The following is a 17958-nucleotide window of genomic DNA, read 5'->3' as shown; positions in this document are numbered from 1 at the left end:
GTGGTTTTTGTTTTCCTTTTAATCTTTTAATAGCTTCCTAACCAACACGACGGCACAAAGGTAATGGGAAGGTTTCAAACCGATGGTGTCAATTTCGACAAATCATTCTGTCTCGTTTTTCTATTTCGGTAACTTAATATGGGTTTTTGTCATTTGAAGAAAATTGAACTAAATAGTGTAAAGAGATGGCTGTTTAATGCGCAATACAGATTTGTTTAGAAATTTACGCAAGAACAGTACTCATTTTTTTGATATGTTCTCTTTGTGTCTTGAAATATTCAGCCCTTTGTATTTCTCCGCTTTGTGTAATTAGTGTCGAATAGCGTTTGAGAGTTTCGATCCAGCGTTTTTGCTCCTGACATATTTCGCTGTTTTCAGAATTAATACCATTGATAGAAAATATGCGGATGTGGCAACATTCGTAGCTATCTGATTTCAGGTGTACATAGGGAGTCTCAAATTCAATATTGGAGAGGTAGATAGATATAGTATTGCCGTTGGCATAGCGACCTGAAACTGTAAATCCTTCTATCTCATTCAATAATGACAAAAGTTCTTCCTGGATGAGTAACAGATCAGGGCGGGCGATGAGACCCAGCTTTACAAAATAATCAATGTCTTTGATAAAGGCAATAAAAACACTCCAGTCTAAGATAACGCAGGAATTTTTAATCTCCCGGAATGCAAAAACATATTTCTGGTTGCATTCTTTGATTCCGGAAGGAAGAGAGAAGTCAGAGAAATGAAGCGTGTCAGAATTTATATTTCTCTGATACACCCACTTGTAAATGCTGAAACGGGCAAGATTGTCATAATTCAGATAAAAGCTCCAGGGCAGGATATTGAATGCAACTCTCGACTCCGAATTCGGATATGTACTTATCCGTTCTATATGACGGGTTGTATTGAGCATCATTTGTTTGAAATTTTCGATCATATTCGGGCTTTTCATGATGCTTAATTCGACCAGAACCTTGTCGGCGTTATTAGCGCCCACGATATTGTCGAGCGAGAGGTTGAGTGTACGTGATATTTTGGCTACTTCATCAAACGAAAACAAAACATCACCTCTTAATCGACGGTAAACAGCTTCTTTGCCAGTCGACAATATGTCGGCAAGGAAAGACGCCGTACTTTGTCCCTCGGGAATACACTCTTCGATAGCAGATATCAGTCGTTTGTTGAGTAAATTTTTCATGAGTTCGATTCTTTTTTTCTTGCTTTTTCTCTTTATATGAAGCTTTTTATATGCGAATGATCGTCGAAATTTTTGGTTTGGAAACTATACGCCCAGCAAACCATTATGCAAAACTAATAAACTTATTCATGATAATGCGTATAAATAAACGTAATTATTATCGCCTGAGTCGATCACAATTTAACTTGACTGTTTACGCTGCTTTTTTTCAATGATGCTTCTTTGTTAGTGCCCTCTGTTGGAGGTTTGGGATTGATACGTTTAGTTTGCTGACAATATTCTGATTATTGGATTTCCAATAAAAAACGCGCGATTACGAAATTGAGTAACTTTATACAAACATAACTTTTTTGTATTGAATTGTTTGTTTCTAAATACGTGTATTTGATTGTGATATGTTTCTAAAGATGAAAATAGATATTCGTTGGTGTTTCGGAAAATGAAACTTTAACGATTAAAATTATTGATTTGTAATGCTTATTGCCATAATTAATATTCTGATGGATAAATTGATGTGGTAAATTGGTGTGTCAATTTTATGATTTGTGGTGAATAAAGGTAATCAAATTTCACTGATTGTTCTTAGTGTGGTGCTGATAAGAATATTTGATTCGATCCAAGAAGCCTTTTAATAGAAACTGAAGCCTGAAAAAATTAACAAAGAGGCGGCTGTTTTCAAAGGGAATTTGTAGATTTGAAGGTTGAAAATTGATTCCCTAAGTAAATATTCTAATGCAATGGTAATGCTTAATCTTAAATCACTTTCAGAAAGAGATATTTGTACAAAAATTATTACGCCTGCTATAGAGAATGCCGGTTGGGATAGAAATACCCAAATGCTTGAAGAAGTCAGTTTTACTGATGGGAAAATCTATGTACGTGGTAAACTTACGGCTCGTGGTGCAAAAAAGCGGGCTGACTATATCCTTTATTACAAGCCCAATATACCCATTGCGATTATAGAAGCAAAGGACAATAAACATTCCATTCGAGATGGCATACAACAAGCGTTAGATTATGCCCAAATTTTGGATATACCTTGTGTGTTTAGCAGCAATGGAAGTGGTTTTCTCTTCCACGACCGAACCGCGACGGATGGAAACATTGAAACAGTTCTTGATAACAATAGCTTTCCTTCACCCGAACAGTTGTGGAAAAAGTACAAACAATACAAAGGCATTAATACTCCCGAAGCCGAAAAAGTTGCTTCACAAACCTATTTCTTTGATGGTAGCGGACGTAGTCCTCGTTACTACCAGCAAATTGCCGTTAATCGTACGGTAGAAGCTATTGCGAATGGACAGCCCCGCATTTTGCTCGTAATGGCAACCGGTACAGGCAAAACATACACGGCTTTTCAGATTATACACCGACTATGGAAAAGCGGAGCAAAAAAGCGTATTTTGTTTCTGGCCGATCGTAATGCACTGATTGACCAGACAAAGCGGGGTGATTTCAAACATTTCAAGGATAAAATGACGGTTGTAAAAAACCGAATGATAGATAAAAGCTACGAAGTATATCTGGCATTGTATCAAGGGTTATCAGGAGCTGACGAAGAGGCGAATGCCTATAAGCAATTTTCCCGGGAATTTTTCGATTTGATTGTTATTGATGAGTGTCATCGTGGAAGTGCAAAAGAGAATAGTGCCTGGCATGAAATCTTAACCTATTTCAATAAAGCTACTCATATCGGTTTGACTGCTACTCCTAAAGAGACCAGTGAAGTATCCAATAGCGAGTATTTTGGCGATCCCGTTTATACTTATTCATTAAAACAGGGCATCGACGATGGTTTTTTGGCTCCTTATCGGGTTGTAAGGGTTACGATCAATGTCGATGCCGAAGGATGGCGCCCCGAAAAGGGCAAAACCGATAAAGACGGAGATATGGTGGAAGACCGCATCTATAACCGTAAAGACTTTGATAAAAATCTCGTTATAGATGAGCGTACCCAAGTTGTTGCTCAAAAATTGACGGAGTTTCTGAATGGCTACGATCGCTTTGCCAAAACGATTGTGTTCTGTACCGATATTGACCATGCTAACCGTATGCGAACGGCTATTGCCAATTGCAATGCCGATTTGGCTGCCGATAATTATAAGTATGTCATGCAGATTACCGGCGATAATGACGAAGGTAAACGGGAGCTGGATAATTTTATCAACCCTGAAGAACGCTATCCGGTGATTGCAACTACGTCAGAATTAATGACCACAGGTGTTGATGCTCAAACCTGCAAAGTAATTGTGCTGGATGCCGAAATTAAATCCATGACCAAATTCAAGCAGATAATCGGACGTGGTACGCGCATTAATGAAGAATTCAATAAGCTATATTTTACCATCCTTGATTTTCGTAACGTAACCGATTTGTTTGCTGATAAAGAGTTTGACGGTGATCCGATACGCGTAAAACCTGTTTCAGGAAATGCCGATTTAACTGATATTATTAGCGAAGAAGAGAATGATCATGCTTCAATTGAAGATGAAGAAACGGGAGAAGAAATTGTAATCAATCCGGTTGTCAGATACCCGGAGCCGGAAGATGAGGACAAAACTATGTGGGATACTCCCATCCGCAAGACTAAAGTGTATGTTAATGGAGTCGACGTGTCTGCTTTGATAAGTCGCGAGTTGTATTTCGATAACAATGGCAAACCTATTACTGTTAGTCTGAAGGATTATACCCGCGAAGTTGTTATGGGACGCTATGCATCGCTCGATGACTTTTTGAAATCATGGAATAGTGCAGACAAAAAAGAAATCCTTGTTCAGGAGCTGGAAGAGCAGGGGGTGATGGTAGAAGCACTCGAAAATGCGGTAAACAAAGAGGTTGATTTGTTCGATCTGATATGCCACGTAGCTTACGGGCAGCCGCCATTAACGCGTAAAGAAAGAGCCAATAATGTAAAGAAGCGCAACTACTTTGCAAAATACGGCGAACAAGCCCGTAAAGTACTGGAAGCTTTATTAGATAAATATGCCGACGAAGGAATTACCAATATCGAAAACATGGATGTTTTGCGGGTACAACCCTTTACCGAATATGGTTCGCCGGTGGAAATTATCAATGAATTTGGTAGTAAAGCCAATTATATGAGAGCCATAAAAGAGTTGGAAAAGGAATTGTATCAGAGTATAGGGTAGTAATTTGTTTTTAGTTTATCTTAGGGATTCTGCGGCTCGTGACTGCCCTCGGTGTACTACCCATAATTAGCTGCGCTGATCTTCGAGTCCCCTGAAGGGGACTTCTGATCGAAAAACGCAAGAACTAAATCTGCCCCTAAATCCCCTGAAGGGGACTTTTGATCGCAAGATATATAAAGATATTCTCGTGCTATTAAGATAAGAAAAAAGCATACTTAACGATACAAACCTCCTAAACCGCACTTACCCAAAGTCCCCTTCAGGGGATTTAGGGACAGAAAAAAGAGCGAAAAGTAAGACGAGAAAAATAAAGCCATGCAACGAACCGAACAACCCGCAATGTTTTATGGTGCAAAGCGTACTATATTTCAGAATGCTGAGTTATTACGAAAAAATATGACTCCGGCAGAAACAAAACTTTGGGAAAATCTGAATAAATCCCAGTTGGGAGTCCGTTTTAAGGCACAACATCCGATTGATATTTTTGTTGCTGATTTTTATTGTCACAAATTCAAATTAGTGATTGAAATAGATGGAGGTATTCACGAATATCAACAAGCATACGACGATGGAAGAACTGCGGAACTGGAAAAATGGGGATTAACCGTTATCCGGTTTACAAATGAAGAGGTTCTGAATGATATTGAAAAGGTAGTAGATAGTATTAAACGTTATTTAGGTGTTGCTAAGCTGGCTACCCCTAATTAGCTGCGCTGATCTTCGATTCCCCTGAAGGGGACTTCTGATCGCAAAATATACAAAAGTATTCTCGTAATTAAGATAAGAAAAAGCATACTTAACGATACAAACCTCTGAAACCGCACTTACCCAAAGTCCCCTTCAGGGGATTTAGGGGCGAAAAAAGAATAAAAAAAAGAAGCAATAATAATGACAAACCTAAAAGGAACCCTCGATAGCATCCGCAAGATAATGTGGCAGGATACCGGCCTAAACGGCGATGCGCAACGCATCGAACAGCTGGGATGGATGCTGTTTTTCAAAATATTCTCCGACAAAGACAAAGAGCTTGAACTACTCAACGACAACTATACAAGTCCTATCCCCGACGAACTGCACTGGGATGCCTGGGCTGGCAATGACGAGGGAATTACTGGTGATGAATTGCAGGAATTTGTGGATCGAAAACTGTTTCAGGATCTGCGCAACCTGCCGGTAAACAGCACCGACGACCTGCGCAACAAACGGGCGCTCATTGTACGCGAGGTGTTTGAAGGCAACAACAACTACATGAAAAGCGGCATCAATATCCGCAAGGTATTGAACAAGCTGAATGAGATAGACTTCAACATAGCCAAAGACCGTCATGCTTTTGGTGAGTTGTACGAAACCATTCTCAAGGAACTGCAAAGCGCGGGCAAGAGCGGGGAGTTTTATACCCCGCGCGCCATTACCGAGTTTATCTGCGAAATGGTAAATCCGCTACTGGGCGAAAAGATTTTGGATCCGAGCTGCGGAACGGGTGGTTACCTCACGGCTGCCATCGAGCACTTGAAGAAACAGGCCAATAGCGTGGAAGAGCGCCAAAGTATCGCCGAGAATATTATAGGATGGGAATACAAACCACTGCCTTATCTGCTGGCGACTACCAACCTGATTTTGCACGACATTGAAGTGCCCAAAATCTCGTATCGAGATTCGCTGGACCAACCACTAAGCAATTATACCAACCGGCACCGTGTGGATGCCATACTGGCCAACCCGCCCTTTGGTGGCATTGTGGCCAACAATAACGAGAACAACTTTCCGCAAAGCTTCCGTACCAAAGAGAGCGCCGACCTCTTTCTGGTGCTGATGATACACCTGCTGAAACAGGGTGGACGCGCCGGTATTGTGTTGCCCGACGGCTCACTCACCGGCGACGGCGTTAAACAGCGGGTACGCCAAAAGTTGCTCGAAGATTGCAACCTTCACACCATTATCCGCCTGCCTAATTCGGTATTTCAGCCCTATGCCACGGTGGCTACCAACCTGCTCTTCTTTACCAAAGGAGAACCGACGAAGGAAGTCTGGTACTACGAACACCGCCTGCCCGAAGGACAAAAATCGTACAGCAAAACCAAAACCATACAACTCAAAGAGTTTGCTCCCATCAAGAAATGGTGGAACCACCGCCAGGAATCCGACCTGTGCTGGAAAGTATCTATCGATACCCTGAAAGAACGGGGCTACGACCTGGATATTAAAAACCCCAACCGACAGGAAGATGCCATTGAATATAGTAGTGCCGAACTGATGCAGATGCTGGATAAATCGTTTGAGAAAAGTGCGGGATTGTTGGCTAAATTAAAGGAGGTCCTTAAATGAGTTCCCGCATATATAAACTAAAAGAGCTGGTGGAGTCATTCTCTGTTAGAGCTAAAGACCTAGGTGGTTCTGAAAATTTACCGTTTCTAGGAGTTAGTAATGAAAAAGGAATAACGGAATCAAAATATGCAGCTGAGGAAAAAGGTGATGACTATAAAATAATTGAAAAGGGTTGCTTTGCATATAATCCTTATAGAATAAATGTCGGTTCGATAGCATATGTAGAAGAGGATATTAAAGGTTTGATTAGTCCTGCTTATGTGTTATTTAAAGTAAAACCGAATAAAGTACTACCTCAATTACTTTTAACGTTTCTTAAATCTTCAGAGGGTTTAAGTCAGATAAAACAACATGCCAGAGGCACAGTAAGGCAGGCATTACGTTTTGAAGATCTATGCAGGATAGAAGTTACTCTACCCGACTACGATAAACAGACAGAAATAATTGATAGATACAAAAAAAATCAGTTGCAAAGTGATTCTCTATCAACGGAACTCACCCACCAACTCGATCTTGTCAGACAACTTCGCCAATCCTTTTTGCGCGAAGCCATGCAGGGCAAGCTCACAGCCGACTTCCGCAGCGCACACCCCGAACTGATAGAAGGGGAAAATAGTGCTCAGGCCTTGTTGGAGAAGATAAAGGCGGAAAAGAAACAACTCATCAAAGATGGAAAACTAAAAAAGGAGAAAGAATTAGCACCGATTGGTGAGGATGAAATTCCTTTTGAAATTCCAGAGGGCTGGGCGTGGTGTAGATTGGGGGAGATAGCATATAACATAGAATATGGAACATCTGAAAAGGCAGACTTAAACTCAGTAAACATACCAGTTTTAAGAATGAATAATATTCAAAATGGGAAAATTGTTTTGGATAACTTGAAATACGTAAAAGACACAATTAAAGATTTACCCAGATTATATCTATTCAATAATGATTTACTATTCAATAGAACAAATAGTTGGGAGCTAGTTGGGAAATCTGGTGTATATAAAGGCCAAAATTCAGTAATGACTTTTGCTTCATATTTAATACGTATCCAATTTATTGAACAGATTTCAGTTGATTTCATCAACTCTTACATAAATTCTAGTTTTTGTAGAGAATCTCAACTTGAGCCACATATTATTCAACAAAATGGTCAAGCAAATTTTAATGGAACTAAGCTAAAGAATATTATTTCTCCTCTTCCCCCTCTCTCCGAGCAGCAAGCAATTGTCAGCAAGCTTGACGAGCTAATGCGCACCTGCGACGAACTGGAAGCCAGCATCCGCGCTAGTCAACAGCAAAATGAAATGCTGCTGCAACAGGTGTTGCGGGAGGCGTTGGAGGAGAAAAAAGCGGAACCGGTTCTGCAGACGGTGTCGGCTACCCGAAAATCGAATATCAGCGAGCGCACCATTTTGGCGGCTTACCTTATCCGTCGCTTCAACTCGGATGGTTTTGGCCGTGTGATGATGATGAAGCTCTTGTTTCTGGTAGAGTATATCTGCCAAATCGATTTTGAATCGAAATATGTAGTCAATGTAGCCGGGCCTTATGACGAATTGATATTAGAGATAGAATCGAAACTCAGAAGGTATGGCATATACGATGCCCGGAAAAACAAAATAGACAATCATGTACGTTACCACGAAATGATGGGCGTTGCGACAGTCGATGAATTGTTTGAAGAAAAGTTCTCGGGCGAAAAAGAGCAGATAGAATCGATTATTAGCACCTTCAAAAAAGCCAAATGGGAGCAGTGCGAAATAGTGGCTACCCTTTATGCCGTTTGGAACAATCGTATCATAAAGGGGCAAATCATTAACGATCTGGCATTGAAACAGGACTTTTTGAATTGGGATCCACGTAAACAAAAGTACACAGACCGTCTGGATAGCGCTCTGGATTGGATGCGTGGAAATAATATTATTCCGGCAGGATGGGGATCGGTGATTGAGAAGTAGTTATCATAGTTCTTTAGTGATAGTAAATGATGAAGCGTCGATTTTGTCTGCGACAAGTAATAAAGAATAAAAAGACACATGAATAAACAGATAAAAGCAATACTGTTCGATATGGACGGAGTGTTGGTGGATTCGGAGGAGTATATCTTCGCGGCTGCCCGCATGATGTTCGCCGAACACGATGTGCAGGTGAAACCCGAAGATGCCCTTCCGTTCGTGGGGACGGGCGAAAACAGCTATATTGCCGGTATCGGCAGAGCCAACGGTTTTGAGGTGGAGATAGAACGCGACAAGGCACGCACTTATCAGCTGTATGGTGAGATAACCCACGGTAAACTGAAATCACTGCCCGGTACCGCAACCTTTATACAACAATGCCGTCAGCGCGGGCTGAAACTGGCGGTGGCCAGTAGCGCAGATAGTGTGAAGATCGAGATCAACCTGCGGGAGATCGGCGTGCCAGCTGGTACGTTCGATGCGATAGTGAGCGGCGAAGAGGTGGAACGTAAAAAGCCGTTTCCGGATATTTACCTACTGGCAGCGGAGAAGGTTGGTGTATCGCCCGACGAATGCCTGGTGGTGGAAGATGCCGTGAGTGGGGTGACCGCCGCCAAAGCTGCCGGAGCCCGCTGTCTGGCGCTGACAACCAGTTTTCCCGCAGAAAAATTGTCCGCAGCCGATCAGATTGTCGATTCGCTTGCTATAGGACTGGATGAGGTGATCGGGTAGGGTGTTATCGACGTAAGATGCGAAAGGATTGATTAAAAACTGATTTTGGATCAGTAGATTCTGGTGATATATATAATTGGATATTTGATTGATATGAAAAAAATGATTGCAAGTGCCTGTTTTGTTGTGTTGATGGCAGGCGTGAACGTGTCGGCACAGCAAATGGCGCCGAAAGATGCCCCAAAAGTGGTGGTGGCTGATAGTGAAAAAACGCTTCATTCCCAGTGGCAGGGCAAACGGGTGGCTTATCTGGGCGACTCGATGACTGACAAACGCCGTGTGGGTACTACCTGCGTCTATTGGGAATATCTCACCGAATTGCTGGGTGTTGAACCGTCGGTTTACGGCATTAGCGGCAATATGTGGGACGGCATTTACCGGCAAGCTCTGAAACTGCACGAAGAGAAAGGGACTGATGTGGATGCTATCCTGATTTTTGCGGGAACTAACGATTATAATCACAACACCCCGATCGGCCAGTTTTTTACCGAAACCATGAAGCAGACCAATCATAATGGTAATGTGGTGACTCGGAAATACCGTACACCGGTAGTTAACGATACCACCTTTTGCGGTCGTATCAACAAAGTAATGTCGTATCTCAAAGCAAATTACCCGCAGCAGCAAATTGTTATCATGACACCCATTCACAGAGGATATGCCAAATTCGGTGAAAAGAACGTGCAACCTGACGAAAATTACTGCAACGGACTCGGATTGTATATTGACAGCTATATTGATGTGCTGAAGCAGTCAGCTTCCTATTGGGCAGTACCGCTTATCGACCTTTACTCGTTGAGTGGCCTTTATCCGTTGGCAGATGCACAGGCGCAGTATTTCCATAATGCGGATACCGACCGTTTGCATCCCAATGCGGCAGGCGATTATCGTTTGGCAAAGACCATTCAGTATCAATTGCTGTCATTACCCTCTACCTTTGTGGAAAAATAAAAAAGAACGACTATGTCAGTAATAATGGAATTTGCCATGTTCCCCATGGATAAAGGGGCGCATGTGAGTCAGTATGTGAAACGGGTGGTGGAGATGGTAGATGCACTGCCTTTTCAAAGTCAGTTAACAGCCATGGGTACTATTGTGGAATGCGATACCATGGAAGAATGTCTGGACGTGCTTGCCAAAGCCAATTCGTTGCTTGAAACTGTTGCAGATCGGATTTATTGTACCGCCAAGTTTGACAATAAGCCGGGAAAAACGGGGCAGATGAATCACAAGATAGAAGCCGTCAGGGCAAAATAGCGGTATTTTTATAGTCAAAATTTAACTGAAAGGGAGGCTCAATGGCTTTCCTTTTTTGTAATTTTGACTAAAATGGCCTTTGTGGTGCTCTTTTTTAATGAAAATGTAATTTCAGGGGTTGTCTTTAGAGTTTATAAAGATTATCTTTGTGCGCTTTCCAATAAGAGCGTTTTTGTATTTTTAAGATTCCATGATTGAACACGAAGAGTTCATAATAACCCAGCTGAAAGAGGGAAACGAGAGTGCCTACAGGTATCTCTACGACAAATACTACGTGAGGCTGTGTCGCGTAGCCAAACTCTACACGGGTGATAATTATGTATCAGAAAACCTCGTGGGGGATCTTGTCTTTTATCTTTGGGAAAACCGCGAAAGCATCTCCATTCACTCTTCTCTCAGTTCTTACCTGTTTACCTCTATCCGCAACCGTTGTCTCAATTATCTGCAACAATCGAGTGTGGTACACGAAGCACGTTTGCCATCCACTGCAACCGAGATGCTCGAAAATATGTCTGTTGAACCCGAAAGCTCTCCTTTGGGTGTTATTATCGAGAAGGAATTGGAACAGAAGATCAACGATTCTATAGAACATTTACCTGTGGAATGTCGTAATGTGTTTAAGCTTAGCAGGTTCGAAAATCTTAGCTATGATGAGATAGCCGAACGTCTTGACATTTCTTCCAATACGGTGCGTTACCATATTAAAAATGCGCTGTCCACTCTGCGCACGAACCTGCGGGAATACATGACCCTGTTCTTTTGAGGTGATTCTTCGTTGAAGAAAAAAATAACGATACCCGTTGTTTTTTAACATTTATGGACTACCCGAACCATTTTTTTACTTGTCTTTACTATTAGAATGCAAATCATGAATAATTCCGAATTGACACAAGATCAGATTGATTCCCTCATTATTAATGTATTGGGTGGAATTGCAAATGCTGCCGAAGAAGAATCTTTACGGCAATGGATGGCGCAAAGTAATGCCAACCAAAGCTATTATATGCAGATGCGTGACATTTGGGACAGTACGGCTGCCGATACGGTATTGTTCAATAAAGACACGGCGTATCGCAGATTCAAAACCCGAGTGGCAGCACAGGAAATGTCAGCAGATAAGAAAAAATCGTTTGCATTTGCCCGTTTTACACGGTGGGCTGCAGCAGTAGCTATTGCGTTTGTACTGGGGAGTGTAAGTGTTTATGTGTTAAACAGGTATGCTCAGAGTACCAATCTCTATTCTGTAACTGTACCTTTAGGATCTAAATCGAAAATAGAACTTCCCGACCATACAACGGTATGGCTTAACGCCGGCAGTAAATTGAGCTACGCACAGGATTTTGCAAAACGCAGCCGTAAGGTTTCGCTCGAAGGAGAAGCTTATTTTGAAGTGGCAAAAAATCCACATATGCCTTTTACGGTGAATGGAAAAGAAATGGCAGTGAAAGTGCTGGGAACAAAGTTTAATGTACGTTCATACAAGGAAGATCCTACGGTGGATATTACATTGCTCGAAGGGTCCATCAGTCTTACAAACCATTTGGCTGACAATACGGTCCCCTGTTTGCTGAAACCGAATGAGAAGGCGACGCTGAATAAACAAAACGGGCAGATGACGATTGAAAAAGTACAAGCTTCCGATTGGAGCGAATGGACACGCGGCAAGCTGGTGTTTGACGCAGAGCGCTTTGGTCAGATTATCCGTCGTCTGGAACGAGAATACAATGTAAGTATCAATGTAAAAGACAGTGATTTGCTGAATCGTAAATTTTACGGTGATTTCCGCAAGGCACAGTCAATACAGGAAATCTTTGATATTATGACAGCCGGTAATCAGTTTCATTATAAATTTAAAGAAAGCGTGATTACTGTTACCAAATAGCTTTATTAACAACCTTATAATTGAATACTAACCTTATAAAACACTCAATTTATGCCTAAAACATAACCCTTCCTCATAAAAAATGCCGGACGATGTTGCAGCATCCCCCGGCAGGCTCGTTCTGGCGAACGATTGTTGTTTTAGATTCCGCAAAGCTACAAAAACTTTCCGAAACTCAATCAACATCAATTTATTGGATTATCCGACAGGGGCTCTCCCTGAAACGGACTGGTATCTCCTTGCCTATTCCGAAGTGATCAGGTAAGTATCTGGATGAATAATTAAATTTCAGTCTATTAATTGATTAGGTAGCGAAATTCTTATCATATCAACTTTTTTTATACCGATAAAGCGATAAGTATTTCAATCTTCCATTAACACAAAATCATTTTCGTATGAAAAAACTCAGGTATTTTTTATTTTTGCTGGTGCTCGTTATGGCAACATCTGCGTTTGCTCAGCAAAAAAAAGTAACGCTTTCGCTTGAAAAAGTGACAGTAAAAGCGGCTTTAGAAGCTTTGAAATCACAGAGTGGACTGTCGTACTGGTTTGATGCCAACGATGTCAATATGCAAAAAATAGTTTCAGTCAACGTAAACGGTAAATCGGTTGACGAAGCATTAAAAGTGATTCTACAGGGACAAGATGTTCGTTTCGAAGTGAAGAACGACCATATTGTCATTACAAAAGTAAATGCACAATCTCAAAAAGCCTCCGAATCACAGGCTTTCGGAGAACCCCGAAGAGTATCAGGAAAAATCACCGATGAAAAAGGGAATCTGTTGCCGGGCGTAACGGTAATGGTAAAAGGTACTTCTGCGGGGACAATTTCGGACGTGAACGGACATTACGAGATGAACAAAGTGCCGGCCGGTGCTATTCTGGAATTCTCTTTTGTGGGAATGACCAACCAAAGTGTAAAAGTTGGCTCGCAATCAATAGTGAATGTTTCCCTGAAAGAAATGGATACCAAGCTGAATGAAATAGTAGTTGTAGGTTATGGAACAACTACCAAAAAAGGCCTTGTGTCATCTGTTACTTCGGTGAAGACAGACGAACTGAACAAAGGAGCAATTACCGATGTCGGTCAATTGTTACAGGGAAAAGCTGCAGGTTTGAACGTAACGGTAAGTGGTGACCCGACCCGCAAATCAAGCGTAATTCTGCGTGGTACATCAACATTGAACAGTTCTATGGAGCCTTTCTACGTAATTGATGGTATTCCCGGTGCAGATATTTCGCTGGTAGCACCTGACGATATTGAAACTATCGACGTATTGAAAGATGCTGCTGCTACTTCTATTTATGGTAACCGTGCTGCCAATGGTATTATTATGGTAACCACTAAAAAAGGAAAAAAGGGTGTGACTCATATTTCATACAATGGCTATGCCGGTATCGAAAATGTGACCAACAGCCTGAAACTGATGAATGGAGCTCAACTGCGTGATTTTTGTAAAACAACAAATCAGAACCTGACCGAAGATACAGGGGCCGACACCGATTGGCAAAAGTCCATTCAGCGTAGCACAGCTTACTCTACCAATCACAACCTTTCATTTAACGGCGGTAGTGAGCATAACAGTTACAGTGCAAGTTTGAACTACTCTAACAAACAGGGTATTATCCAGACAAGTAACCAAAGCAAGGTTGTGGCCCGCGTGACCTTCGACCAATATGCTTTCAATGACAAGGTAAAATTCGGTTTGTCAGTTGCAAACGCAAGAGTGGTGTCTGATTATGTACCATTGTTGGGTGCTGTATTGTACCAAACGGCTTATCACTTGCCAACTTCTCCGGTAAAAAATGCAGACGGTTCTTATTTTGAAAACTTTACGAAGAATGGCTATTTCAACCCTTCAGCTATTATTAATAATGCTCAGAGCCAATCTAAAAACAACAACCTGATTGCCGCATTTACTATCAATGCAAAATTACCTTTCGGCCTTACTTATGACATGAGCTTGTCATACCAGAATTATAATGCACTGTACGGTGAATACTACAATTCCTATTTGTATCAGTACAATGGTTCTGTATTCTACAACAACCCGGATCCCCCCAGCACACGTACAATTGTAACATTCCAACCGGGTGGCTCAGCGATGAGAAATAATTATCAGACCACGAACACTGTATTTGAAAACTGGTTGACATGGAATCGTACTTTTGGCGCTCATTCTATCAATGCCGTTTTGGGGTATTCTTTCCAGAATGATATTTACGGTGATGGTTTTCAGGCAACAAATGCAAATTTCCCTGTAAACAACATGAGCTTTAACAACCTTGCACTTGGTAACTATTCTACAATTAATGGCTACAGAGTTGATTTTGGCTATGATCAGGCTTACTCTAAGACTCGTTTGATTTCAAATTTTGCCCGTTTGAACTATAACTACAACGACAAATATTATCTGCAAGGGTCATTGCGTCGTGATGGTGGATCTGTATTCGGCAAAAACAACCGTTGGGGTTACTTCCCATCAGTGGGTGTATCCTGGAGAGCCGGTCAGGAAAGCTTTATTCAGAAAATGAATATCTTCTATGACCTGAAATTCAGAGGTAGCTATGGTGTAACCGGTAACTCAACAGGGTTCAGTGCTTATACAGCACAGTTCCTTTCCGGACCAATGGGTAGCTTCAATTACAACGGCGGTTCAATGATGTCGTACGGTCCTAACAAGGCGGCTAATCCTGATTTGAAATGGGAAAAAACAGCAACAACAAACTTTGGATTAGATGCTTCCCTTTTACAAGGAAAGTTGAGCTTCACCTTTGACTGGTATAACAAAAATACTACCGACATGATTTACTGGTATGATGCAGATATTCTTCTTGTTCCTGCTGCTGGCCTTTGGGCTAATGGTGGTAGTATTAATAACAAGGGTATTGAATTCAGTATTTCGGCTACTCCGGTTAAAACAAGAACGTTTACATGGAAAACAAGCCTTAACCTGGCTCACAACAAAAATACTATTACAGGTCTGTCTAATCCCTATTTCTCAGGTGGCGACTCAATTCGTTATACACAACCTGATGGTGGCGGACAAACAGGAAGTACTTTGCAGATTCGTAAGGTAGGATATCCATTGGGACAGTTCTTTACACTCATTTATCAGGGTAAAAACAGTGCCGGAGTATCTCAATACCTTGCAAAAGATGGAACGTTGACAACGAATCCTACTACATCAGATTATCGTTATGCCGGCAGTCCTCAACCGAAGCTGAACTATGGTTGGTCTAACAGCTTTACCTATAAAAACTTTGATTTGAGTATCTTCCTCCGTGGTGTTTATGGCAACAAAATATTCAATGCAACACGTGCAGATTTGTTCCGTCCTTCAACCGCAGCTTACACCAATATTTTGGTTGACGCCGCAAATGAATCGGCAAAAGATGGAAATGCGTTCAGATATTCTTCCCGCTTTATTGAAAGTGGCAGCTATCTGCGTTTGGAAAACCTGACATTGGGATATACCTTCAAAAAACCGATAAAATATATCGAAAATGTTCGTCTTTACAGCACTGTAAACAACCTGTTTGTGATCACCAAATACACAGGAGTGGATCCTGAAGTAAATATGGGTGGTATGTCCCCGGGTATTGATTCTAACAACTTCTATCCTAAAACAAGAACCATTTTGTTTGGAGTCAATGTCAATTTTTAATATATGAAGTCCTTGTGGCATTAGTATAAAAATAAAATATAAACACATGAAAAAGAGATTTAAATACATATTGTTTTCGGCTTTAATGTCGACTCTTCTGGTATCATGTTATGATTTGGATGTGCCTGTCACAACCCAGATTACTCCGGATACATATCCGAAAGATTCCGCTCAGTTTGTAGCGTCTGCAGGTGTTGTGTATGCTGCTTTGAGAGGCAACTACGCGATGGATTATTATTTTGTAACTGAGCTTAGTAGCGATGAAGCCATATTGCCCGCTCGCGGCGGTAACTGGTATGATAATAAGGGATACCGGAATTTTCACTATCATGAATGGACTCCTGACTACGGTTGGGCTGTAAGTTGTTGGGACTGGTTGTCTCGTATTATCGGTTATGACAATCAGACCATGTATATTCTGCAATCAAATATGCCGGAAGGAACTACCAAAAACCGGATGTTGTCGGAATTGAGAATGGTACGTGCATTGGCGTACTTCTATATGATGGATCTTTATGGGAATGTTCCTATTGTAACAACCTATGGCGATTTTGAACAAAAACCAAAAACGGATCGCAAAGAGGTGTTCAATTTTATAGAGAGTGAGATCAAGGCTTGTTTGCCTAACCTGACATCGACAGTTAATGCGGTTACATATGGTTATCCAACCAAGTATATGGCTTATGCGTTGTTGGCTAAGATGTATCTGAATGCTGAATATTACACTGGTACAAAACGTTATGATGATTGTATTGCTGCCTGCGATAATGTTATTACTTCGGGCAAGTACACATTGGCAACTACCAGCAACTATTTGCAAATGTTCTATCCGAACAACGGACCTTCTACTCCGGAATTCATCTTTGCTATTCCTTTCGATCCGTCGTATACGGCTTTAGGCGGAACTAATGGTATGATGTATCGTGCACGTTACGATGTTCCCCGTTCTGAAAAGGCGAAGTTCGGACTTCCATTTACACCAAGTGCTCCCGAAAGTACCTTGCCTGAGTTTTATGCCAATTTTGATGATCCGAATGATGTCAGAAATAAACAATGGTTGACGGGATTGCAGTACATGAACGATGGCGTTACTCCAATTATGTTAACAGTTAAGAAAAAAGCATACGATCAATATTATGCAGGAAGCGATCCAGATGCTAACATGACTTATCAGGTTAACTTGACTCCGAACATTGTTTTACGTCAGGATTCAATATTGTTTGATTGCGGAAACGATGAAATTGCATGGAACATGGGTTATCGTAACATCAAGTTCTATCCTGATGCTTCATCAACCAGCCGTAACCAAAACAACGACATGCCGGTGTTCCGTTATTCGGACATTCTGTTGATGAAGGCCGAAGCTATCCTTCGTGGTGGCAATGCAACAAACGGACAAACAGCTTTGTCATTGGTGAACGATGTACGCAGCAAGAGAACAACGTCTACGCCATGGACAGCTGTTACTCTGGATGATTTGTACAAAGAAAGAGCCCGCGAATTTGCATATGAAACATGGCGTCGTAACGACATGATCCGTTTCGGTAAATTTGAAGGTAAGTGGGGCTTTAAAAAAGATGCCAGTGTGTATCGTCGTATTTTCCCGATACCAACTGCTGCAATGATCAAGAATCCGAAACTGACCCAAAACCCGGGTTATTAATTAGAGTGATTTAATATTTAAGGCTGTCGACTGTGAGATGCTGAGTTGTGTTGTTGCGGGTCGGCAGCCTTTTGTTTATCGAACATTTTGAGAAAAGATTACTGTTTTAAGCTAAAGGTATTTATATATTGATTTGAT

The 17958-nt window shown here is 41.4% G+C and carries 12 protein-coding genes; 11 read left to right on the top strand and 1 reads right to left on the bottom strand.

What is annotated here, in order from left to right; all coding sequences use genetic code 11:
• Nucleotides 1–223: 223 nt before the first annotated feature.
• A complete protein-coding gene (locus PJIAN_RS13025; RefSeq protein WP_068705758.1) occupies nt 224–1198 on the bottom strand; it encodes a hypothetical protein in 975 nt (324 codons plus the stop codon).
• Between the two features lie 737 nt (nt 1199–1935).
• On the opposite strand from PJIAN_RS13025, the gene hsdR reads away from it, so the two are divergent.
• From hsdR to PJIAN_RS12965, 11 genes are all read left to right on the top strand, one after another.
• A complete protein-coding gene (gene hsdR, locus PJIAN_RS13020; RefSeq protein WP_201787363.1) occupies nt 1936–4347 on the top strand; it encodes an EcoAI/FtnUII family type I restriction enzme subunit R in 2412 nt (803 codons plus the stop codon).
• Between the two features lie 315 nt (nt 4348–4662).
• Nucleotides 4663–5055 (top strand): endonuclease domain-containing protein, encoded by a 393-nt coding sequence (locus PJIAN_RS13015; RefSeq protein WP_068705756.1) that lies wholly within the window; start codon nt 4663–4665, stop codon nt 5053–5055.
• A gap of 180 nt (nt 5056–5235) precedes the next feature.
• A complete protein-coding gene (locus PJIAN_RS13010) occupies nt 5236–6672 on the top strand; it encodes a class I SAM-dependent DNA methyltransferase (protein WP_068705753.1) in 1437 nt (478 codons plus the stop codon).
• Nucleotides 6669–8621 (top strand): restriction endonuclease subunit S, encoded by a 1953-nt coding sequence (locus PJIAN_RS13005; protein ID WP_068705748.1) that lies wholly within the window; start codon nt 6669–6671, stop codon nt 8619–8621. The genes PJIAN_RS13010 and PJIAN_RS13005 overlap by 4 nt, the downstream gene beginning before the upstream one ends.
• A 78-nt stretch (nt 8622–8699) precedes the next feature.
• Entirely contained in the window at nt 8700–9350 is a 651-nt protein-coding gene (locus tag PJIAN_RS13000) for an HAD family hydrolase (RefSeq protein WP_068705745.1), read from the top strand.
• A 93-nt stretch (nt 9351–9443) separates the two neighbouring features.
• Nucleotides 9444–10301 (top strand): SGNH/GDSL hydrolase family protein, encoded by an 858-nt coding sequence (locus PJIAN_RS12995; RefSeq protein ID WP_236714408.1) that lies wholly within the window; start codon nt 9444–9446, stop codon nt 10299–10301.
• A 12-nt stretch (nt 10302–10313) separates the two neighbouring features.
• The gene (locus PJIAN_RS12990) at nt 10314–10607 is read left to right on the top strand and encodes a thiamine-binding protein (RefSeq protein ID WP_068705743.1); all 294 of its coding nucleotides are present in this window, start codon (nt 10314–10316) and stop codon (nt 10605–10607) included.
• Nucleotides 10608–10797: 190 nt separating this feature from the next.
• Nucleotides 10798–11370 (top strand): RNA polymerase sigma-70 factor, encoded by a 573-nt coding sequence (locus tag PJIAN_RS12985; RefSeq protein WP_084252412.1) that lies wholly within the window; start codon nt 10798–10800, stop codon nt 11368–11370.
• A 105-nt stretch (nt 11371–11475) separates the two neighbouring features.
• Nucleotides 11476–12489, top strand: a complete 1014-nt coding sequence (locus PJIAN_RS12980) for a FecR family protein (protein ID WP_172795616.1) — start codon at nt 11476–11478, stop codon at nt 12487–12489.
• Nucleotides 12490–12884: 395 nt separating this feature from the next.
• Entirely contained in the window at nt 12885–16157 is a 3273-nt protein-coding gene (locus tag PJIAN_RS12970) for a TonB-dependent receptor (RefSeq protein ID WP_068705738.1), read from the top strand.
• Between the two features lie 46 nt (nt 16158–16203).
• Nucleotides 16204–17820 carry a RagB/SusD family nutrient uptake outer membrane protein gene (locus tag PJIAN_RS12965; protein ID WP_068705737.1) on the top strand — a complete coding sequence of 539 codons (1617 nt, stop codon included), beginning with the start codon at nt 16204–16206 and terminating at the stop codon, nt 17818–17820.
• Nucleotides 17821–17958 lie beyond the last annotated feature (138 nt).

Source organism: Paludibacter jiangxiensis, from assembly GCF_001618385.1.
Lineage (GTDB): Bacteria > Bacteroidota > Bacteroidia > Bacteroidales > Paludibacteraceae > Microbacter > Microbacter jiangxiensis.
This window is presented reverse-complemented; position numbering and strand designations above follow the sequence as displayed.